Source organism: Tropicimonas sp. IMCC34043 (assembly GCF_003390845.1).
Classification (GTDB): Bacteria; Pseudomonadota; Alphaproteobacteria; order Rhodobacterales; family Rhodobacteraceae; genus Tropicimonas.
In genome coordinates this window covers 147,761-167,664 of the sequence record NZ_QMEK01000002.1, presented here as the reverse complement: position 1 = coordinate 167,664, position 19,904 = coordinate 147,761, and the positions used below count along the sequence as shown (strand labels likewise).

21 protein-coding genes are annotated in these 19,904 nt (G+C 66.0%); 16 read left to right on the top strand and 5 right to left on the bottom strand.

Features of this window, described 5'->3' with window-relative positions; genetic code table 11:
* Positions 1-163: 163 nt before the first annotated feature.
* The 8 genes from DQG17_RS10525 to DQG17_RS10490 all read left to right on the top strand — a co-directional run bounded on the left by DQG17_RS10525 (position 164) and on the right by DQG17_RS10490 (position 9,545).
* Entirely contained in the window at positions 164-907 is a 744-nt protein-coding gene (locus tag DQG17_RS10525; protein ID WP_157973580.1) for a hypothetical protein, read from the top strand.
* On the top strand, positions 904-1,353 hold the full coding sequence (locus DQG17_RS10520; RefSeq protein WP_232829402.1) for a GFA family protein: 450 nt from the start codon (positions 904-906) through the stop codon (positions 1,351-1,353). The genes DQG17_RS10525 and DQG17_RS10520 overlap by 4 nt, the downstream gene beginning before the upstream one ends.
* Positions 1,350-5,888 (top strand): glutamate synthase large subunit, encoded by a 4,539-nt coding sequence (gene gltB / locus DQG17_RS10515; protein WP_116132802.1) that lies wholly within the window; start codon positions 1,350-1,352, stop codon positions 5,886-5,888. Before DQG17_RS10520 ends, gltB begins: the two co-directional genes overlap by 4 nt.
* Before the next feature lie 188 nt (positions 5,889-6,076).
* The gene (locus DQG17_RS10510) at positions 6,077-6,583 is read left to right on the top strand and encodes a DUF1269 domain-containing protein (protein WP_116132801.1); all 507 of its coding nucleotides are present in this window, start codon (positions 6,077-6,079) and stop codon (positions 6,581-6,583) included.
* A 103-nt stretch (positions 6,584-6,686) separates the two neighbouring features.
* Positions 6,687-7,430, top strand: coding sequence for a monofunctional biosynthetic peptidoglycan transglycosylase (mtgA, locus tag DQG17_RS10505; RefSeq protein ID WP_369908013.1), 744 nt, complete (start codon positions 6,687-6,689; stop codon positions 7,428-7,430).
* A 54-nt stretch (positions 7,431-7,484) separates the two neighbouring features.
* Positions 7,485-8,150 carry a glutathione S-transferase family protein gene (locus DQG17_RS10500; protein WP_116132799.1) on the top strand — a complete coding sequence of 222 codons (666 nt, stop codon included), beginning with the start codon at positions 7,485-7,487 and terminating at the stop codon, positions 8,148-8,150.
* A 96-nt stretch (positions 8,151-8,246) separates the two neighbouring features.
* Entirely contained in the window at positions 8,247-9,308 is a 1,062-nt protein-coding gene (gene queG / locus DQG17_RS10495) for a tRNA epoxyqueuosine(34) reductase QueG (RefSeq protein WP_116132798.1), read from the top strand.
* Between the two features lie 33 nt (positions 9,309-9,341).
* Positions 9,342-9,545, top strand: a complete 204-nt coding sequence (locus tag DQG17_RS10490) for a hypothetical protein (protein ID WP_116132797.1) — start codon at positions 9,342-9,344, stop codon at positions 9,543-9,545.
* Positions 9,546-9,597: 52 nt separating this feature from the next.
* Here the strand turns inward: DQG17_RS10490 and DQG17_RS10485 are convergent, their stop codons facing one another.
* Complete coding sequence (locus DQG17_RS10485; RefSeq protein ID WP_116132796.1) at positions 9,598-10,065, bottom strand: hypothetical protein; 468 nt, start codon at positions 10,063-10,065, stop codon at positions 9,598-9,600.
* Positions 10,066-10,118: 53 nt separating this feature from the next.
* Positions 10,119-10,988 carry a branched-chain amino acid aminotransferase gene (locus tag DQG17_RS10480; RefSeq protein ID WP_116132795.1) on the bottom strand — a complete coding sequence of 290 codons (870 nt, stop codon included), beginning with the start codon at positions 10,986-10,988 and terminating at the stop codon, positions 10,119-10,121.
* Between the two features lie 170 nt (positions 10,989-11,158).
* Here DQG17_RS10480 and DQG17_RS10475 point away from each other — a divergent pair, with 170 nt between their 5' ends.
* The 7 genes from DQG17_RS10475 (at position 11,159) to DQG17_RS10445 (ending at position 16,900) form a co-directional block, all read left to right on the top strand.
* Complete coding sequence (locus tag DQG17_RS10475; protein WP_116132794.1) at positions 11,159-11,671, top strand: MarR family winged helix-turn-helix transcriptional regulator; 513 nt, start codon at positions 11,159-11,161, stop codon at positions 11,669-11,671.
* Entirely contained in the window at positions 11,668-12,387 is a 720-nt protein-coding gene (locus DQG17_RS10470; protein ID WP_116132793.1) for a response regulator, read from the top strand. The genes DQG17_RS10475 and DQG17_RS10470 overlap by 4 nt, the downstream gene beginning before the upstream one ends.
* A gap of 105 nt (positions 12,388-12,492) precedes the next feature.
* Entirely contained in the window at positions 12,493-13,428 is a 936-nt protein-coding gene (locus tag DQG17_RS10465; protein WP_116132792.1) for a histone deacetylase family protein, read from the top strand.
* Positions 13,425-13,667, top strand: coding sequence for an exodeoxyribonuclease VII small subunit (locus tag DQG17_RS10460; RefSeq protein WP_116132791.1), 243 nt, complete (start codon positions 13,425-13,427; stop codon positions 13,665-13,667). Before DQG17_RS10465 ends, DQG17_RS10460 begins: the two co-directional genes overlap by 4 nt.
* Positions 13,664-14,536 (top strand): polyprenyl synthetase family protein, encoded by an 873-nt coding sequence (locus DQG17_RS10455; RefSeq protein ID WP_116132790.1) that lies wholly within the window; start codon positions 13,664-13,666, stop codon positions 14,534-14,536. The genes DQG17_RS10460 and DQG17_RS10455 overlap by 4 nt, the downstream gene beginning before the upstream one ends.
* Positions 14,537-14,592: 56 nt before the next feature.
* Positions 14,593-16,521, top strand: a complete 1,929-nt coding sequence (gene dxs, locus DQG17_RS10450) for a 1-deoxy-D-xylulose-5-phosphate synthase (RefSeq protein WP_116132789.1) — start codon at positions 14,593-14,595, stop codon at positions 16,519-16,521.
* 169 nt (positions 16,522-16,690) lie between these two features.
* Positions 16,691-16,900 (top strand): DUF1127 domain-containing protein, encoded by a 210-nt coding sequence (locus DQG17_RS10445; protein WP_157973579.1) that lies wholly within the window; start codon positions 16,691-16,693, stop codon positions 16,898-16,900.
* Positions 16,901-16,985: 85 nt separating this feature from the next.
* Here the strand turns inward: DQG17_RS10445 and DQG17_RS10440 are convergent, their stop codons facing one another.
* From DQG17_RS10440 to DQG17_RS10430, 3 genes are all read right to left on the bottom strand, one after another.
* A complete protein-coding gene (locus DQG17_RS10440; protein WP_116132787.1) occupies positions 16,986-17,558 on the bottom strand; it encodes a TIGR04282 family arsenosugar biosynthesis glycosyltransferase in 573 nt (190 codons plus the stop codon).
* A complete protein-coding gene (gene dapE / locus DQG17_RS10435) occupies positions 17,555-18,700 on the bottom strand; it encodes a succinyl-diaminopimelate desuccinylase (RefSeq protein ID WP_116133156.1) in 1,146 nt (381 codons plus the stop codon). Before dapE ends, DQG17_RS10440 begins: the two co-directional genes overlap by 4 nt.
* Before the next feature lie 63 nt (positions 18,701-18,763).
* Positions 18,764-19,291, bottom strand: a complete 528-nt coding sequence (locus DQG17_RS10430; protein ID WP_116132786.1) for an acyl-CoA thioesterase — start codon at positions 19,289-19,291, stop codon at positions 18,764-18,766.
* Positions 19,292-19,425: 134 nt separating this feature from the next.
* On the opposite strand from DQG17_RS10430, the gene DQG17_RS10425 reads away from it, so the two are divergent.
* Positions 19,426-19,707: a YggT family protein gene (locus tag DQG17_RS10425; RefSeq protein WP_116133155.1), complete on the top strand. Its 282-nt coding sequence runs from the start codon at positions 19,426-19,428 to the stop codon at positions 19,705-19,707.
* Positions 19,708-19,904: the final 197 nt, after the last annotated feature.

The window sequence follows — 19,904 nt, the reverse complement described above, 5'->3', positions numbered from 1 at the left end:
ACCGCCCCCGCCGTGCGGCGTGATCGCGCGGCATCGGGCCGTGCCTTGTGCCGGGCCTGGCGAAGTTCCACCCGTCCACGGCTGTTCACGTCGGGCTGTGGCGACGCGGCGGGCAGACAGGCGGCAAGGACATCGAGTCTCTGGATCGGGAAAGGACAGGGATGTGACGGACCAAGGAACAAGGATCGCGATGCTGGCGCTGGCCGCCATGCTGTCGACCGCGTTGCCGGCGGCCGCTGCCGAAACGGTTTCGCTGCCCAAGGGCTGCAAGGCGTTCCTGACCGTGCAATCCCTCGGGTGCAGTGTATCGAGCTATTGGCGGTGCGAGGCGACGCCCCCCGGCACGGTCTGGGAGGCGCGGTTCGACTCTGACGGCGCCTATTCGCTTTCGGTCTATGACAAGGAATTCCAGTGGCTCGACAGCCAGTATTTCGCCGACGGGACGCGTGAATCCCTGCTCGACCCGGGCCCGGATCCGGCATCGCTGACCGACCTGCTGCGCGGCGGGCGCGACGACTATGCCTTCGTCGTGCGCGAGACAGGCCCCGATGGCGCCGCACGCGACATCGTGCATCAAGGCTATGACGAGCTGACCGGCCGCAAGGTGGTGATTGACGGCACCGAGTTGCTCGAAACCGAATTCGCGACGACCGTGGTCGATGCGGTGTCGGGCGAAGAGGTCTATTCGGTGACCGGCCGGCAATACGTGCTGGAAGCCGACCGCCTGTTCTTCCTCGGGCCTGACAGAACGAGCAGCGAGGGCGCAGATTTTTCGAACGACTTCAGCCCGATACGATTCATCCGGCCAGGCGAGGCCGGATTTGCCGCGACCACGCCGCGGTTCGGCTGCGAGGCGTCCGAACCGATCGCATTCCGGCCCGGAAACCTTGCGGAGGCGCTGCAATGACGGCCGCGCAACCTGCGCCGCTTTCCGGCGCCTGCCTTTGCGGTGCGGTCACGCTGTCGGCGCGGGCAGGCGCGTCCGAACTGCACGCCTGCCATTGTTCGATGTGCCGCAAGTGGACCGGCTCGGCCTTTGTCGAATTCGACGTGCATGCCGAGGATCTGGTGGTCGCGGGTCCGGTCAGGCGTTTTGCGTCGTCGAATTGGGCGGAGCGGGCCTTCTGTGATCGTTGCGGCAGCACCTTGTGGTATCGGCTGACCACATCTGGGCACGAATCCTATGCGGTTGCCGCAGGCCTGTTCGACAATGCCGGCGGTTTTCCCCTGACCCGGGAGATCTTTATCGACCGCAAGCCCGAGGGATATGCGTTTGCCGGGGATCACCCGCGGCAGACGGAACAGGAATTCTTGGCGGCCATCGCTGCTGCAAACCAGGGAGAGACCCCATGACCAGATATGATGACGCCTGGGTGGCCGCCGAAGAAGCGAAGCGGGCTCGCATGGCAGAGCAGGGCCTGTGGCGCGAGGAGGACGAGCATTCGTCCTGCGGCGTGGGCCTCGTGGTTGCCATCGACGGCCAGAAAAGCCGCAAGGTGGTGGAATACGGGATCAAGGCGCTGAAGGCGATCTGGCACCGCGGCGCGGTCGATGCCGACGGCAAGACCGGCGACGGTGCGGGCATCCACGTGCAGATCCCGGTGCCGTTCTTCTATGACCAGATCCGCCGCACCGGCCACGAACCGCACCTGGAAAAGCTTGTCGCGGTTGGCATGATCTTCCTGCCGCGGACCGATTTCGGCGCGCAGGAAACCTGCCGGACCATCGTGGAAAGCGAAGTCCTGCGGATGGGTTACTACATCTATGGCTGGCGCCACGTCCCGGTGAACATCGGCGTGCTGGGCGAAAAGGCCAATTCGACCCGACCCGAGATCGAACAGATCCTGATCTCGAACTCGAAGGGCGCCGATGAGGAAACCTTCGAGCGCGAGCTTTACGTGATCCGCCGCCGGATCGAGAAGGCCGCCGCCGCTGCGCGGGTGCCGTCGTTCTATGTCTGCTCGCTGTCCTGCCGGTCGATCATCTACAAGGGCATGATGCTGGCCGAACAGGTCGCCGAATTCTATCCCGACCTGAAGGACGAGCGGTTCGAGAGCGCGTTTGCGATCTATCACCAGCGCTATTCGACCAACACCTTCCCGCAATGGTGGCTGGCGCAGCCGTTCCGGATGCTGGCGCACAACGGCGAGATCAACACGCTGAAGGGCAACACCAACTGGATGAAAAGCCACGAGATCCGGATGGCCAGCGGCACCTTCGGCGACCTCGCCGAGGACATCAAGCCGATCATCGCGCTCGGGTCCTCGGACTCGGCCGCGCTCGATTCGGTGTTCGAGGTGCTGGTGCGCGCCGGACGTTCGGCGCCGATGGCCAAGACCATGCTGGTCCCGGAAACCTGGTCGAAGCAGGCCGTCGAACTGCCCGAGGCCTGGCGCGACATGTATTCCTATGTGAACTCGGTGATGGAGCCCTGGGACGGTCCGGCGGCGCTTGCCATGACCGACGGCCGCTGGGTCTGTGGCGGGCTTGACCGCAACGGGCTGCGGCCGATGCGCTATGTGGTGTCGGGCGAGGGCCTGCTGATCGCCGGGTCCGAGGTCGGCATGGTGCCGACCGACGAGGCGACGGTGGTCGAGAAGGGCGCGCTTGGCCCCGGCCAGATGATCGCGGTCGACATGAAGGAAGGCAAGCTCTTCCACGACACCGAGTTGAAGAACAAACTGGCGGCAAGCCAGCCCTTTGGCGACTGGGTCGGCAAGATCGTCGAACTCGACGAGGCGCTGGCCGGCGCGAAGGAAACGGCGACCTATACCGGTGGCGAGCTGCGCAAGCGCCAGATCGCGGCCGGTTACACGATCGAGGAACTGGAACAGATCCTGACGCCGATGGCCGAGGATGGCAAAGAGGCCGTGGCCTCGATGGGCGACGACACGCCGCCTGCGGTGCTGTCCGAGAAATATCGCCCGCTCAGCCACTACTTCCGCCAGAACTTCAGCCAGGTGACCAACCCGCCGATCGACAGCTTGCGGGAATACCGGGTGATGAGCCTCAAGACCCGGTTCGGCAACCTCAAGAACGTTCTCGACGAGGACAGCAGCCAGACCGAGATCATCGTGCTGGACAGCCCCTTTGTCGCCAACGCCCAGTTCGATACCCTGGTCAAGGCGTTCAACGCCCCCATGGTCGAGATCGACTGCACCTTCCCGGCCGGTGGCCACCCGAACGCGCTGCACGATGCGCTGGAACGGATCCGCGGCGAGGCCGAGGATGCGGTGCGCTCGGGCGCGGGCCATCTGGTTCTGACCGACCAGCACCAATCGGCCGACAAGGTGCCGGTGCCGATGATCCTTGCGACCTCGGCGGTGCATTCCTGGCTGACCCAGAAGGGTCTGCGCACCTTCAGTTCGCTCAACGTGCGGTCTGCCGAATGTATCGACCCGCATTATTTCGCGGTGCTGATCGGCTGCGGCGCGACGGTGGTCAACGCCTATCTGGCCGAAGACAGCCTGGCCGACCGGATCGAGCGCGGCCTTCTCGACGGCTCGCTGACCGAGGCGATGGTGAAATACCGGGCCTCGATCGACGCGGGACTTCTGAAGATCATGTCGAAGATGGGGATCTCGGTGATCTCGTCCTATCGCGGCGGGCTCAACTTCGAGGCCGTGGGGCTTTCGCGCGCCATGGTGGCCGAGTTCTTCCCGGGCATGGTCAGCCGGATCTCGGGCATCGGCGTCGCCGGCATCCAGCGCAAGGTCGAAAAGGTCCATGCCCAGGGCTGGCTGCGCGGCACCGATATCCTGCCGATCGGCGGGTTCTACAAGGCGCGCAAGTCGGGCGAAAGCCACGCCTGGGGCGCCCAGACCATGCACATGCTTCAGGCCGCCTGCACCAACGGCAGTTTCGAGCTGTGGAAGCAATATTCGGCCACGATGCGGGCCAATCCGCCGATCCACATTCGCGATCTGCTCGACATCAAGCCGCTTGGCGGTCCGGTGCCTCTGGAAGATGTCGAATCGATCACCTCGATCCGCAAGCGGTTCGTGACGCCCGGCATGTCGCTTGGCGCGCTCGGCCCCGAGGCGCACAAGACCCTCAACGTCGCCATGAACCGGATCGGCGCGAAATCCGACTCGGGCGAGGGCGGCGAGGATCCGGCGCATTTCATCCCCGAGCCGAACGGCGACAACCCGTCTGCAAAGATCAAGCAGGTGGCATCGGGCCGCTTCGGCGTGACCGCCGAATATCTCAACCACTGCGAAGAGCTTGAGATCAAGGTCGCGCAGGGCGCAAAGCCTGGCGAGGGTGGCCAGTTGCCCGGCATGAAGGTCACCGACCTGATCGCCCGGCTGCGCCATTCGACCAAGGGTGTGACGCTGATCAGCCCGCCGCCACACCACGACATCTATTCGATCGAGGATCTGGCGCAGCTGATCTATGACCTCAAACAGATCAACCCGCGCTGCAAGGTGACGGTGAAGCTGGTGGCCTCGTCTGGCGTCGGCACGATTGCGGCGGGTGTGGCCAAGGCCAAGGCCGACAATATCCTGATCTCGGGCCACAATGGCGGCACCGGGGCAAGCCCGGCTACCTCGATCAAATACGCGGGTCTGCCGTGGGAGATGGGCCTGACCGAGGCGCATCAGGTGCTGGCGATGAACAAGCTGCGCGAGCGGGTGACGCTGCGCACCGACGGCGGGCTGCGGACTGGCCGCGATATCGTCATCGCCGCCATGCTGGGCGCCGAGGAATACGGCATCGGCACTGCGGCGCTGATCGCCATGGGCTGCATCATGGTCCGTCAGTGCCAGTCGAACACCTGCCCGGTCGGCGTCTGCACCCAGGATCCGAAGCTGCGCGCCAAGTTCACCGGTTCGGCCGACAAGGTGGTGAACCTCATCACCTTCTACGCCCAGGAGGTGCGCGAGATCCTGGCCGGGATCGGCGCCCGCAGTCTTGGCGAGGTGATCGGGCGCACCGATCTGCTGGCCCAGGTCAGCCGCGGCAACGAGTATCTCGACGATCTCGACCTCAACCCGCTGTTGATCGCCGTCGATGGCGCGGGCGAGATCGTCTATGACGTCAACAAGCCGCGCAACGAGGTGCCCGACACGCTCGACGCGCAGATCGTCAAGGATGCCGCGCGGTTCCTGAAGGATGGCGAGAAGATGCAGCTGTCCTATGCGGTGCAGAACACCTTGCGGTCGATCGGCACCCGCACGTCGAGCCACATCGTGCAGCGGTTCGGGATGCGCAACGCGCTGCAGCCCGACCACCTGACGGTCAAGCTGACCGGTTCGGCGGGCCAGTCGCTGGGTGCCTTCGCCGCTCCGGGCCTCAAGATCGAGGTTTCGGGCGATGCCAACGACTATGTCGGCAAGGGGCTTTCGGGGGCCATCATCGTGGTGCGTCCGCCGATGAACAGCCCGCTGAAGGCCGACGAGAACACGATCATCGGCAACACGGTGCTGTATGGCGCAACCGATGGCTATCTGTTTGCGGCCGGACGCGCCGGCGAGCGCTTTGCCGTGCGGAACTCGGGCGCCAAGGTGGTGATCGAGGGCTGCGGCTCGAACGGGTGCGAGTACATGACCGGCGGCGTGGCGGTGATCCTTGGCAGTATCGGCACCAACTTTGGCGCCGGCATGACCGGCGGCATGGCCTATATCTATGACCCCGACGGCCTCGTGCCCGAGTTGCTGAACCCCGAAACTCTCGTGACCGGCATGATTTCCCATCCCCATTGGGAGGCCGAACTGCGCGGCCTGATCGAACGCCATGTGACCGAGACCGGATCGGTGAAGGCCGCGAACATCCTGCAGCACTGGGATCTGGAACTGCAGAACTTCGTGCAGGTCTGCCCGAAGGAGATGCTGGTGCACATCCCCTATCCGCTGTCGGTCGCCGAAGGCGCGATCCCGGCCGAATAAGGGGCGCGGGGCCGCAAGGCCCCGGCACATCACATTGCGATCAGGCCGGTCCCTCGGGGCCGGCCTTTTGCTTCACTCCGTCGCGAGGTCACTGGCAACGCCGCCCGGGCTGTGTCATCGCTTCGCCACGCGGTTCCTGTGCTGGGCCGCCTCACGGAACACACCGTTGGTCATAGAGGGAGAAAGCCATGTCCGATCTGGTAGTTGTGACATTCGACGACGAAGCGACCGCGTTTGCGATGCGCGCCGAGCTGGTAAAGCTGCAGAAGGAATACCTGATCGAGATGGAGGACGCCGTCGTCGTCACCCGCGACGACAGTGGCAAGGTCAAGCTGCATCAGGCAACCAACCTGACCGCCGCCGGCGCGATGGGCGGCTCGTTCTGGGGCCTGCTGATCGGCGTGCTGTTCCTCAACCCGCTGCTCGGCCTTGCCGTCGGTGCAGGCTCGGGCGCGCTTGCGGGCGCGCTGTCCGATGTCGGGATCAACGACAAGTTCATGAAGGACCTCGGCAACAACCTTAAAAACGGCGGCTCGGCGCTGTTCGTGCTGGTCCGCAAGGTGACCGGCGACAAGGTTCTGGAACAGCTGAGCGAATTCCACGGCAAGGGCAAGGTCCTGCAGACCTCGCTCAGTGCGGAAAGCGAAGATGCGCTGCGTGCGGTGCTGGAAGCCGGCAACGCCGACGCGTCGTGAACGGACAAATCTGATCTGGGACGGTCCGGGCGGCAGGCCCGGTCCGTTCTCCCGGTGAGGAACCGGCTTGACGGGGCCGCGCCGCACACGGCAAGAGGTGGCCGTGGCACGGGCAACAAAGACACAGAAAAAGCAGGCTAAGGCCGCGACCCCGGTGGTCGCGGTGCGCGCGCGATCGCTGTGGCGGCGCGGGCGCAAATGGGCGCTGCGACTGGCGCTGGCGCCGGTCGTTCTGCTGCTTTTGCTGATTGTGGCCTATCGCTGGGTGAACCCGCCGATCACCCACACGATCTGGGCCGATGGCCGCCGGCTTGGCGGGGTCGAACAGCAATGGGTGCCCTTCGAGCAGATGGGTCGCGACGTGCCGCTGGCATTCGTGGCGGCCGAGGATGCCAATTTCTGCCTTCACTGGGGGTTCGACATGGGGGCGATCCGCACCGCGCTCGATGACGGTGCCAGGCGCGGCGCCTCGACCATCACCCAGCAGACGGTCAAGAACGTGTTCCTCTGGCAGGGGCGAAGCTGGATCCGCAAGGCGCTCGAGACCGTCATCACGCCGGTGGTGGAACTGGTCTGGCCGAAGCGGCGGATCCTCGAGATCTATCTCAACGTCGCCGAGATGGACCGCGCCGTATTCGGCATCGAGGCCGCGGCGCAGACCTATTTCGGTGTCCCGCCGGCAGAGCTGACCCTGGTCGAGGCGGCGCGGATCGCGGCAGTGCTGCCCGACCCCAAGGGGCGGGATGCCGCCCGTCCGACCGCCTGGTTGCGAAAACGCACCGCCGCCATTGCCGATGGTGCCCGCACGATTGCCGCCGATGGGCGGAACGCCTGTTTCAAGGATTGAAAATCCTTTGCCGTCGCGGCAAGAAAAGATGTTGCTATCCTTTGGAAACCACCCATGAACCGACTGTATCACGTTCCCCTCTCGCCGTTCTGTCGCAAGGTCCGGCTGGTCCTGGCCGAGAAGAAGATCGAGGTGGAACTGGTCGAGGAACGATACTGGGAGCGCGATGCGGAGTTCCTGCGCCGCAATCCCGCGGGCAAGGTGCCCGTGCTGCGGATGGACGGGCGGGTCATGTCGGAAAGCCAGGCGATCTGCGAATACCTTGAAGAGGTCTATCCCGATCCCCGGCTGATGCCCGAGGCGCCGGACGCACGTTACGAGGTGCGGCGGATCTGCGCCTGGTTCGACGACAAGTTTCACCACGAAGTGACGGCAAACCTGCTCTATGAGCGGGTCAACAAGAAGCTGACCAAACAGGGCTATCCCGAGAGCCGGAACGTCAAGGCTGGCTCCAAGGCGATCAAGTATCATCTCGATTACATGACCTGGTTGCTGGATCAGCGGCGCTGGCTGGCGGGCGACCAGATGTCGATTGCCGATTTTGCCGCGGCGGCGCATCTGTCGGCGCTCGACTATATCAGCGACGTCGACTGGAACCGCAGCGCAAATGTCAGGGACTGGTATGCCAAGATCAAGTCGCGCCCGGCCTTTCGCGGGCTGCTGGCCGATCAGGTGCCGGGGTTTCCGCCGTCGGTCCAGTACGCCGATCTGGATTTCTGAGATCCGGGTCGCGCAGGGGGGCTGTCTGCCCCCCGGCCCGGTGTGCCACCGGTCCCCCCCCCGAGGATATTTCCGAACAGAAGAAGGCGCGGGGTCGTGAGCGCGCTGAAGCTGCGGCTTGAGGCGCAGGCGCGGGCCGAGGGGTTCGCCCTGATGCGGGTCTGCAAGCCGGGGTCCATCGGGCAGGTTCCCGCCGATCTGGCCGAATTCGTCGATCGCGGTTTTCACGGCCAGATGCAGTGGCTGGCCGAGCGGATGGCGTGGCGGGGCGATCCCACGGCGCTGTGGCCCGCGGTGCGCTCGATCGTGGTGCTGGCCGAGAGCTATACCCCCGAGAGCGATCCCCGGGCCGGGTTGGAGCAGCCCGAAACCGGGGTCGTGTCGGTCTATGCGCGGGGCAAGGATTATCACGATCTGGTCAAGAAGCGGCTGAAGCGGCTGGCGCGCTGGCTGATCGCCGAGGCGGGCGGCGAGGTGAAGGTCTTTGTCGATACCGCGCCCGTGGCCGAGAAGCCGCTGGCGCAGGCGGCCGGATTGGGGTGGCAGGGCAAGCACACCAATCTGGTCAGCCGCGAGCTCGGCAACTGGTTCTTCATCGGCACGATCTTCACGACGCTGGATCTGACCGAGGATGCGGCCGAGGCGGATCATTGCGGATCCTGCCGGGCCTGTCTGGACGCCTGTCCGACGCAGGCCTTTGTCGCGCCCTACCGGATGGATGCGCGGCGCTGCATCTCGTACCTGACGATCGAGCACAGGGGGCCGGTGGCCGAGGATCTTCGCCCGCTGATGGGAAACCGGATCTATGGCTGCGACGATTGCCTTGCGGCCTGCCCCTGGAACAAGTTCGCGGTCGAGGCGGGCGAAATCCGGCACTCGCAGCGCCAAGACCTGCAGGCGCCGCCGTTGGCCGAGCTGGCCGCGCTGGACGACGCCGGGTTTCGGGCGCGGTTTTCGGGCAGTCCGATCAAGCGGATCGGCCGCGACCGGATGCTGCGCAATGTGCTCTATGCAATCGGCAATTCCGGTGTGCCGGAGCTGCACGCCGTCGCGGCGCGGCATTGCGATGACCCGGACCCTGCGGTTGCCGACGCGGCGCGCTGGGCCTGCGACCGGCTGGACCCCGCCAAGACGGTTCCGCATGACCCGCGCATCTGATAGACTGTATCCTCAGCCACGACGGAGGAACACATGGCAAAGCATATTCTGGATCGACCGCGTCAGAGCATGACAAGTCGCGTTGCGCCCTATGCCGCGGTCCTGCGCCGGAACGGCCCCGAAGGGTCGAGCCGGGCCGCGCAAGTCTTGCTGCGGCGGTCCAAGGGGCCGATGAACGCGGCACTTCGCAACAAGGCATTCCTGAGGATCGAGCGCGACGCCCTGGCGTCGTCGTGACCTAGACCTGCAGGCCGCACTGCGACTGACGTGCGGTCTGAACCAGCGATGGCTATTCAGCAGTCCGTTCGGCATACCAGCCTTCGGCGAGGTGAAATGCCTGCAGGGCACTTTCAATCCCGGTTGCGGCCGTGCTGGCCGGAAACGGGCCATAGCGGCCATTCGCCACCTGAAAGGTGACGGTCGGCGGCCCGGATCCCGGAACCGGCAGGATCGAGACCCGCGCTTCGATCCCCTTGGCATAGAATGACCCGTGCACAAGCTGGGCGAAGGTCAGCGCGGCGGCTTTTGAATTTTCGGTGGCGTCGAAGCGGATCACGGCGCGGATGACCACGCCGTCGGTCACCTGGCCGAAATCGGCGAGACGGTCGACCGTCAGCGCCAGCGGCCGGAAGGCCGGATCGCCGGTCAGATGGTAGTAGCTGAGCGCCAGCGTTGCCGGCGTCGCCGCCGCGACGACGAGCGCTGCGAGGGTGGAAATCTGGCGTCTGGGGCCGAAGGGGAGAGGATCGGGGTCCATGGTGCGGACACTGGACCCCGAGTCGCCAATTTCAGGTTAACCGCCGGGCAGGATCAGCTGCGCACCAGCTTTTCGTAGTCGGCCGCAATGTCGCGGGTCAGCGCGCCGACCTCGAAATTGTAGTCGCCGATCTGGCCCACCGGCGTCACCTCGGCTGCGGTCCCGGTCAGCCAGCATTGCTGGAAGCTTTCAAGCTCGCCCGGTTCGATATAGCGCTCGTGCACGGTGATGCCCTTGTCGCGCAACATGCCGATCACGGTCTGACGGGTGATGCCGTTCAGGATGCAGTCGGGATCGGGGGTATGCACCTCGCCATCGCGGACGAAGAAGATGTTCGCGCCGGTGGCCTCGGCGACATAGCCGCGGAAGTCGAAGAACATCGCGTCCGAGCAGCCCTTGGCCTCGGCCGCGTGCTTGGACATGGTGCAGATCATGTAAAGCCCTGCGGCCTTGGCGGCGGTCGGGATGGTTTCTGGCGAGGGCCGTTTCCATTTTGCGATGTCGAGCTTGGCGCCCTTCATCTTGGCGTCGCCATAATAGGCGCCCCATTCCCAGCCCGCGACGGCCATCCTGACCGGGTTGTGCGAGGAACTGACCCCCATGTCGCTGCCCGCACCCCGGAAGGCGACGGCGCGGACATAGGCGTCGGTCCAGCCGTTGGCGGCGAGCATGTCGTATTTGGCCTTCTCGATCTGCTCGACCGAATAGGGGATTTCCATATCCAGCAGCTGGCCCGAGCGCAGAAGCCGGGCGGAATGCTCGACGCCCTTGAAGATCTTGCCGTTGTAGCAACGCTCGCCCTCGAAGACCGAAGAGGCATAGTGCAGCGCATGGGTCAGTACGTGGACGTTCGCCGAGCGCCAGGGCACGAGTTGCCCGTCCATCCAGATGACTCCGTCACGATCGTCATATGCGCCAGCCATTTCCGTCACTCCTTGGCCATGTTTTCGAAAGTTGCGCAAATTATGTCCGAACCGGACGGTTTCTTGCGCAATTTCTGGACGGGAGCTAGCAGTTGCCCCTAGCAATGTCAACAAGGCTGACATAAAAGTTGAAGACCATGAACCAGTCGGGGAACCGCGCGAGGCGACAGATGGCAGATGGTCCGGGTGGCGGAGGGCAGCGGGGCGAGACGCTGCTGTTTCTGACAGACGAACAATTGCGCAAGGCAATCGAGGCGATGTTCTTCGCCTACAAGGGATTCACGGCCGATCCGGACCGGATCCTCGAGGCGCGCGGCTATGGAAGGGCGCATCACCGGGCCGTGCATTTCATCCACCGCTCGCCCGGCACCACCGTCAACAACCTGCTGGCGATCCTTGGCGTCACCAAGCAGTCGCTGAACCGGGTGCTGCGGTCGCTGATCGAGGACGGTCTGGTCGAAAGCCGGATCGGCACCCGCGACAAGCGCGAGCGGCACCTGTTTCTGACCGATGCCGGCGAGGCGCTGGAGCGCGAGCTTGGCACGGCGCAGCGGGCGCGGATGCGCGATGCCTTCCGCCATGCCGGGCCCGAGGCGGTGGCGGGCTTTCGCACCGTCCTCGAGGCGATGATGGACCCCGAGATGCGACGACGCTATCAGGGTCTTGTGGAGAGCGGACAATGAGCGACATCGCTGCGACAGGGGAGGTCGCGCCGCATCTGCTGATCGTCGATGACGATGAGCGGATTCGGACGCTGTTGCAGAAGTTCCTGATTCGCAGCGGCTTCCTCGTCAGCGCGGCGCGCGACGCGGGTCATGCGCGGCGGCTGCTGGCGGGGCTCGAATTCGATCTGATCGTGCTCGACGTGATGATGCCGGGCGAGGACGGGATCAGCCTGACCTCCAGCCTGCGCGGGAAGATTGCGACGCCGATCCTTCTGTTGACGGCGCGGGGCGACACCGCCGACCGGATTGCCGGGCTCGAGGCCGGGGCCGACGATTATCTGCCGAAGCCTTTCGAACCGCGCGAACTGCTGCTGCGGATCAATGCGATCCTGCGGCGAATGCCGGCCGAGGAGCGGGTCGATCCCGGTCCCAAGGTGCTGCATCTGGGGCAGGTGCGTTATGACATCGAAAAGGGCGAGCTGTGGCGCGGCGATACCCAGGTGCGGCTGACCGCGACCGAGGCGTTGTTGATGCGGATCTTCTCGGCCCATCCGGCCGAGCCGATCAGCCGCAGCCGTCTGGTCGAGGATCTGGGGCGCGATGGCGATCAGGCGCAGGAACGCGCGGTCGACGTGCAGATCACCCGGCTGCGCCGCAAGATCGAGACCGACCCGAAGCAGCCGCGCTATCTGCAGACGGTGCGGGGCGCGGGCTATATGCTCGCCCCGGACTAGATCGGGACATTGTCGGGGGGACGCGATCCGGATTAGGCTCGCGATCTGCGCCAAGGGAGTGAAGCCGGGTCGCGCGGGCGGATCGGACGGGAAGGGAGGGCCCCGATGACAACAGCATTGTTTACCCATGCCGAATGTCTGCGGCATGTGACGCCGGAGGGGCACCCCGAACGGGTTGACCGGCTGCAGGCGATCCTGCTGGCCATGACCCGGCCGGAGTTCGACGCGCTGGAGTGGCGCGAGGCGCCGCAGGCGGCACGATCCGAGCTGCTGAGGGTGCATCCCGCGGCCTACGTGGCCTCGATCGAGGCGGCGATCCCCGAACATGGCTGGACATCCCTCGACGCCGACACCTTCGTGACCACCGGCAGCCTCGATGCGGCGCTGCGTTCGGCCGGGGGCGTGGTGGCGGCGGTCGATGCGGTGATGGCGGGCGAGGTCGGCAATGCCTTTTGCGCCACACGGCCGCCCGGGCACCATGCCGAGAAGAGCCGCGCCATGGGGTTCTGTCTGTTTGGAAACATCGCCATTGGCGCCATGCGGGCGCTCGACCACCACGGGCTGAGCCGCGTCGCCATTGTCGATTTCGACGTCCACCATGGCAACGGCACCCAGGACCTGCTGTGGAACGAGAAACGGGTGCTGTTCGCCTCGACCCACGAGATGCCGCTGTTTCCCGGCACCGGGGCGGCGCACGAGACCGGAAGTTGTGGCAACATCATGAACGTGCCGCTAGCGCCCCACACGGGCAGCGTCGAGTTCCGTCGCGCGATGCAGCAGCAGATCCTGCCGGCGTTGGAGGATTTCGCGCCGGAGCTGCTGTTGATCTCGGCCGGGTTCGATGCCCACAAGGACGATCCGCTGGCGCAACTCGAACTCGAGACCGAGGATTTTGCCTGGATCACACACGAGCTTTGCGACCTCGCGGCGCGGCATTGCGGCGGTCGCGTGGTCTCGACTCTCGAAGGCGGCTATGATTTGCAAGCGCTGGCTGCCGGGGTCGCGGCCCATGTGCGGGTACTGATGGAGCGGAGCGGATGACGGACAAGCCGGTGGAGCAGATGAGCTTCGAAGAAGCCATGGCAGAGCTTGAACGGGTGGTGCGCGAGCTTGAAGGCGGCAATGCCCCGCTCGAACAGTCGATTGCGCTCTATGAACGCGGCGATGCGTTGAAGAAACGCTGTGACGCGCAGCTGCGCGCCGCCGAGGAAAAGGTCGCTGCCATCACCCAGGATGCCGAGGGAAATCCCACCGGCACCGTGCCGTTCGACGCGAAATGAACTTCCGTGAAAATCTGGATGCCGCGGCCGGACGGGTCGAGGCCTGTCTCGAGGCAGAGCTTTCGGGCTATGCCGACCAGCCCGTCATTGCCGCGATGCGCTATGCCTGCCGCGGCGGCAAGGGGCTGCGCGGATTTCTGGTGATCGAAAGCGCCAGGCTGCATGGCGTGACCGAGGCGCAGGCGGTCTGGGCTGCGGCGGCGGTCGAGGCCGTGCACGCCTATTCGCTGGTGCATGACGACCTGCCGGCCATGGACGATGACGACCTGCGCCGGGGCCATCCGACCGTCCACGTCAAATGGGACGAGGCGACGGCGATCCTCGCGGGCGACGCGTTGCAGACGCTGGCCTTCGATCTGCTGTCGCGCGAAGCCTGCGCGCCCGATCCCGCAGTCAGGGTGGCGCTGATTGCCTCGCTTGCGCGCGCGGCCGGGGCGCAGGGCATGGTTCTGGGCCAGGCGCAGGACATCGCGGCCGAAACCGCCGCGTCCCCCTTGACCCTGTCCGCGATCACCGATCTGCAGGCCAACAAGACCGGGGCGTTGATCCGCTGGTCGGCCGAGGCAGGGGCGCGGCTGGCCTATGCCGATCCCGCGCCGATGACCCGCTATGCCTCGGCGCTCGGGCTGGCCTTCCAGATCGTCGACGACATTCTGGATATCGAGGGCGATGCGGCGGCCGCGGGCAAGCGCCTGCGCAAGGATGACGTCGCCGGAAAGGCCACATTCGTGTCGCTTCTGGGGCTTGAACCGGCGCGCGACCGGGCCGCTGCCCTTGTGGAAGAGGCGGAAAAAGCGTTATCCGCATTCGGAAGCGATGCCGACAATCTTCGGGCCGCCGCCCGTTTCGTCATCGCCCGCAAGAGTTAGGCCCCGCCTTCCTGCGCGAATGGCGGGCCAGCGACGGTCGTTGGAGGGCCGAAGCCATGGTGACACGACCAGTCACGCCCCTGCTCGACAGGGTCGATATTCCGGCCGATCTGAAACGGTTCACCGATCAGGAACTGTCGGACCTGGCGGACGAGTTGCGCATCGAGACAATCAGCGCCGTCAGCGAGACCGGAGGCCACCTTGGCGCGGGGCTCGGGGTGGTCGAGCTGACCGTGGCGATCCACGCGGTCTTCGACACGCCGCGCGACAAGCTGATCTGGGATGTCTCGCACCAGTGCTATCCCCACAAGATCCTGACCGGGCGTCGCGACCGGATCCGCACCCTGCGCCAGAAGGACGGGCTGAGCGGGTTCACCAAACGCTCGGAATCGCCCTATGACCCGTTTGGCGCCGCCCATTCTTCGACCTCGATCTCGGCCGCGCTGGGGTTTGCCACGGCGCGCGATCTGGGGGCCAAGCCGGCCGACGGGATCGGCGACGCCATCGCGGTGATCGGCGACGGGGCGATGAGCGCCGGCATGGCCTTTGAGGCGATGAACAACGCCGGCCACCTGAACAAGCGGCTGATCGTGATTCTGAACGACAACGAGATGTCGATTGCGCCGCCCGTGGGGGCGATGTCGTCCTATCTGTCGCGGCTTTACGCTGCCGCTCCGTTCCAGGATCTGAAGGCGGCTGCCAAGGGCGCGCTCAGCCTGTTGCCGCACCCTTTCTATGAAGGCGCCCGGCGGGCGCGCGACATGGTCAAGCACATCACGATTGGCGGCACGCTGTTCGAGGAACTGGGCTTTGACTATATCGGCCCGATCGATGGCCATGACATGGACATGCTTCTGTCGGTTCTGCGTACGGTCAAGGCGCGGGCTGACGGGCCGATCCTGATCCACGCGATCACCAAGAAGGGCAAGGGCTATGCCCCGGCAGAGACCGCCGAGGACAAGGGCCATGGCGTCTCCAAGTTCGACGTGGTGACGGGCGCGCAGGCAAAGGCGCCGTCGAATGCGCCGAGCTATACCAGCGTCTTCGCCCAGAGCCTGCTGCAAGAGGCCGCGACCGACGACCGGATTACCGCGATCACCGCGGCGATGCCGGACGGAACCGGGTTGAACCTGTTTGCCGAACGCTACCCCTCGCGCTGTTTCGATGTCGGCATCGCCGAACAGCACGCCGTGACCTTTGCCGCCGGCCAGGCGGCCGGCGGGCTGAAGCCGTTCTGCGCGCTCTATTCGACCTTCCTGCAGCGCGGATATGATCAGGTCGTCCATGACGTGGCGATCCAGCGGCTGCCGGTGCGGTTCGCCATCGACCGGGCAGGCCTGGTCGGCGCCGACGGGGCGACCCATGCCGGCGCCTTCGACGTGGCCTTCCTGTCCAACCTGCCCGGTTTCGTGGTGATGGCGGCGGCCGACGAGGCCGAACTGAAGCACATGGTGGCGACCGCGGTTGCCCATGATGCCGGGCCCATCGCCTTCCGCTTTCCGCGTGGCGAGGGGGTGGGCGTCGATCTGCCCGAACGCGGCGTGCCGCTTGAGATCGGCAAGGGCCGCATGATCCGCGAGGGTTCGGGCGTTGCGATCCTGTCCTTCGGCACGCGGTTGAAGGAAGTCGAGGAAGCGGCCGAGGCATTGGGGCGGCGCGGGATCGTGCCGACCATTGCCGATGCGCGGTTTGCCAAGCCGCTCGACCGCGATCTGATCCTGCAACTGGCCCGTGACCATGACGCGCTGATCACCATCGAGGAAGGGGCTGTCGGCGGATTCGGCAGCCATGTGGCGCAACTGCTGGCCGAAGAGGGCGTGTTCGACCGCGGGCTCAAGTTCCGCTCGATGGTTCTGCCCGACATCTTCATCGACCAGTCGAGCCCGCGTGACATGTATGCGGTGGCCGGCATGAACGCCGCCGACATCGAGGCAAAGGTCCTCGATGTGCTCGGGATCGCAACCTTGGGGGCAGCGCGCGCCTGAGCGCCTGTTCCAGGTGCCGATCCCTTCCCGCTAGACATGCGCTGAGCGCATAGGGGAAATACAAACCTGATGATTGTCCCAGGGCCTCTTCGGGAGCATCTAGGGGTCAACGGATGTTAGCGTTAACGTCCAGAACCCAAGAAGCACATCGAGGATCTTGAAGATGAGCATGTACGACGTCGCCTCCGCCCCCATTTCTTCCGTCCTGGGCCTTGACCGCCTGCTGGCTGGCTTTGCGGCATGGCGCCGCCGCCACGCGGCCTATGTTCAGACCTACAATGAACTTTCTTCGATGGGCGATCGCGAGCTGGCCGACCTGAACCTGAGCCGGGCCGACTTTCACCACCTCGCCCTGACGGAATCGAACAAGGTCGCCTGAACCGGCACGACTGCCGGAACGACGGCAAGGACGCTGACCTGACTCAGCGCCAGCACAAGGCCACCCCTGCGGTGGCCTTATGCGTTCAGCGCATGTCGGAAGCGGTGTCGACGTCAGCGAGCGTATCGGCCAGCGCGACTCGCAGCGGCGCAAGGCTGGCCATCGTGTCGGCCATTGCGTGGCGCGTCGACCAGCGGACGCCCGCGAACAGCGCGGGTGGCGGCGGGGCACTGCGTTTGAGCCCGATCAGCCAGTAGCCACCGTCGGGCGCGGGGCCGAGGACCGCCTCGGCCGGACCAAGTGCGGTGAAGGCGCGGGCGATGTGGCGGGGCGCCATCTCTGGAATGTCAGCGCCGACGATGACGGCTGGTCCCGGGGGCAGGCTGCGAAAGATCCGCGCCATGCGGTCGCCCAGATCGCCCGCGCCCTGCGGCAGGCGCGGCAACTGACCGGGCCAGACCCGCGAGGCGAGGCCCTCGGCATCGGGGGTGACGGCGAGGCGGAGCTGCCAGCGCGGGTCCTGCAACCGGCGCAGCAGCGCTGCACATTGGTGGCGGGACCACCAGGCGGCCGGAACCATGCCGATATCGGCCCCCAGCCGGGTCTTGACCCGGCCCGGGCGCGGTTCCTTCACCATGACCACCAGATGGCGGTTCACGGGGCGAAATAGGTTTGCAGGATCCGGGCATAGATCGCCTTCAACTGGCGGATCTGGTCGGTGCTGACCCGTTCGTCGACCTGATGCATGGTGGCGCCCACCAGACCGAATTCGACGACCGGGCAGTGATCCTTGATGAATCGCGCGTCCGAGGTGCCGCCCGAGGTCGACAGTTCGGGCCGGCGGCCGGTTTCGGCCTCGACCGCGTCGGCGACAAGCTGCGACAGCGCGCCCGGCGGGGTCAGGAACGCCTCGCCCGAGACGGTCACGGCGGTCTCGATTGCAACGCCGGTTTCGGCGGCGACGGCCGCGGCCTCGGCCCGCAGCCAGTCGGCAAGGCTCTCCCCGGTGTGGGTGTCGTTGAAGCGGATGTTGACGGTGGCGCGGCAGGTCGCGGGGATCACGTTGGTCGCCGTGTTGCCGGTGTCGATGGTGGTCAGCGCCAGGGTCGAGGCGTCGAAATGCGCGGTACCTTCGTCGAGCCGGCGATCGCAGAGCCGGGTCGCAAGCTGCGCGATGGCTGCGACCGGGTTCTTCGCCCGGTGCGGATAGGCTGAATGGCCCTGCACGCCGCGGGCGGTGAACCGAGCGGTCATCGAACCGCGGCGGCCGATCTTCATCATCTCGCCCATCACGTTCGGGCAGGTCGGCTCTCCCACCAGACAGGCGGTCATCGCCTCGCCATTGGCGGCCATCCAGTCTAGCAAGGCCACGGTGCCATCGGTCGCGTCGCCCTCCTCGTCGCCGGTGATCGCGATCAGGATTGCGCCATCAGGGGGCGTGTTGCCGACAAGGTCGATGGCGGCGGCCACGAAGGCCGCGACGCCCGATTTCATGTCGCTCGCTCCGCGGCCCCAGAGGTATCCCGCGCGTTCCTCGGCGCCGAAGGGATCGGTACTCCAGGCTGCCCTGTCGCCCACCGGCACGACGTCGGTATGGCCGTTGAAGCCAAAGCTGCGGGGATCGCCCTTTGCGCCCCAGCGGGCGAAGAGGTTCGGGGTGCCGGCCCTGTCGACCCGCGTGCAGGCGAAGCCCGCCTCCGACAGCCGCCGCTCCAGCAGCACCAGCGCGCCGCCCTCTTCGGGCGTGACCGTAGGGCAGCGGATCAGATCGGCGGCAAGCGCGACGGGGTCGGTCATGATGTGGCTCCGGGCTGGTGCGGGAGGGTTAGCGGCTTTGCCGCCCTCGCGCAATCGGGCCGCGATTCACAGCCCGGGCGGCCAGGGCCGCTGCGCCTCGGCGGCGATCCAGGCAGCGATCCATTCGGGCAGGGGCGGGCTTTCAGGATCCGCGCCAAGTTCTGCCAGCACCCGTGCGGTCGGCACCGCGCCATTGCCATCGGTTATCGCCAGCCGCACCAGCGCGTGCGAACTGAATTCGCCGCCCCGCACCATGCCCTGTTCGGAATAGAAGAACCTGTCGTCCCATCCGACGATCCGGGAGCGCATCTCGAACCGGGCAAAGACCTTGACCCGCCGGCGGAAGCGAACAGACAGGCCGGCGACCGCAGGCGCCCAGCCGTTGCGGCGCATCGCCGCCACCGCCCCGATCCGGTGGAACATCGCCACCCGGCCGAGGTCGTAGAGCGTCAGCGTGCGGCCATTGTTCAGCTCCATCCACGGGTCGATGTCCCAGGGCCAGCAGATGTGGTGGCCGATGTGGGTTCCGTCGAGCGGAAGCGGGTTGCGGCCATGCCGGGCGACATGGGCGACGAGGCGAATGACCGGGTACATGGCACGTCCTTTCGCAGGTGCGAAATCGCAGCCGGGGTGCGGCGTCAAGCACGACTTGGCGTCGCGGCGCTTGCGCCCCGGCGCTCCGGGCCCTACATCGACCCCGGTGCAGAACGGAGGCCGCAATGGCATTCATGATCTATGACATTCTGAGGCTTGTCCTCAACCTGGCCTTCTACGTCATGATCATCCAGATCATCATGAGCTGGTTGTTGAACTTCAACGTGCTGAACTATGGTCAGCCTTTTGTGCGTGGCTTGTGGGACGGGCTGAACCGGCTGCTCGAGCCGGTCTATCGACCGATCCGGTCGATCCTGCCCGACACCCGGCCGCTCGATCTTGCCCCGCTGGTCGCCTTCGTGATCCTGATCGCGCTGCGCGACATCGTTCTTCCGACCTTGTTCGGCCTGCGCTGAGCCCGTCGGTCCGGACGATGCGGTCCGGGCCTGTCGGGGGCGCTGCCCCCGTCGCGGCGGGCCGCGACTCCCCCGAGGTATTTCGGCCAAGAAGAAACCCGGGAAGGGCCTTTGCCGCAGGGTGGCGGGGCCTTGTCCCGCCGGAGCCGCTGTGGGAGGATGCGCCGGATAACGAGCAGCTGAAAAGAACCGCAGGA

Coding starts and splice junctions, on each gene's coding strand:
- DQG17_RS10520 (WP_232829402.1), top strand. CDS start 904: ATGACGGCCGCGCAACCTGCGCCGCTTTCCGGCGCCTGCCTTTGCGGT.
- gltB (WP_116132802.1), top strand. CDS start 1,350: ATGACCAGATATGATGACGCCTGGGTGGCCGCCGAAGAAGCGAAGCGG.
- DQG17_RS10510 (WP_116132801.1), top strand. CDS start 6,077: ATGTCCGATCTGGTAGTTGTGACATTCGACGACGAAGCGACCGCGTTT.
- DQG17_RS10500 (WP_116132799.1), top strand. CDS start 7,485: ATGAACCGACTGTATCACGTTCCCCTCTCGCCGTTCTGTCGCAAGGTC.
- DQG17_RS10490 (WP_116132797.1), top strand. CDS start 9,342: ATGGCAAAGCATATTCTGGATCGACCGCGTCAGAGCATGACAAGTCGC.
- DQG17_RS10485 (WP_116132796.1), bottom strand. CDS start 10,065: ATGGACCCCGATCCTCTCCCCTTCGGCCCCAGACGCCAGATTTCCACC.
- DQG17_RS10480 (WP_116132795.1), bottom strand. CDS start 10,988: ATGGCTGGCGCATATGACGATCGTGACGGAGTCATCTGGATGGACGGG.
- DQG17_RS10475 (WP_116132794.1), top strand. CDS start 11,159: ATGGCAGATGGTCCGGGTGGCGGAGGGCAGCGGGGCGAGACGCTGCTG.
- DQG17_RS10470 (WP_116132793.1), top strand. CDS start 11,668: ATGAGCGACATCGCTGCGACAGGGGAGGTCGCGCCGCATCTGCTGATC.
- DQG17_RS10465 (WP_116132792.1), top strand. CDS start 12,493: ATGACAACAGCATTGTTTACCCATGCCGAATGTCTGCGGCATGTGACG.
- DQG17_RS10460 (WP_116132791.1), top strand. CDS start 13,425: ATGACGGACAAGCCGGTGGAGCAGATGAGCTTCGAAGAAGCCATGGCA.
- DQG17_RS10455 (WP_116132790.1), top strand. CDS start 13,664: ATGAACTTCCGTGAAAATCTGGATGCCGCGGCCGGACGGGTCGAGGCC.
- dxs (WP_116132789.1), top strand. CDS start 14,593: ATGGTGACACGACCAGTCACGCCCCTGCTCGACAGGGTCGATATTCCG.
- DQG17_RS10445 (WP_157973579.1), top strand. CDS start 16,691: ATGTACGACGTCGCCTCCGCCCCCATTTCTTCCGTCCTGGGCCTTGAC.
- DQG17_RS10430 (WP_116132786.1), bottom strand. CDS start 19,291: ATGTACCCGGTCATTCGCCTCGTCGCCCATGTCGCCCGGCATGGCCGC.
- DQG17_RS10425 (WP_116133155.1), top strand. CDS start 19,426: ATGATCTATGACATTCTGAGGCTTGTCCTCAACCTGGCCTTCTACGTC.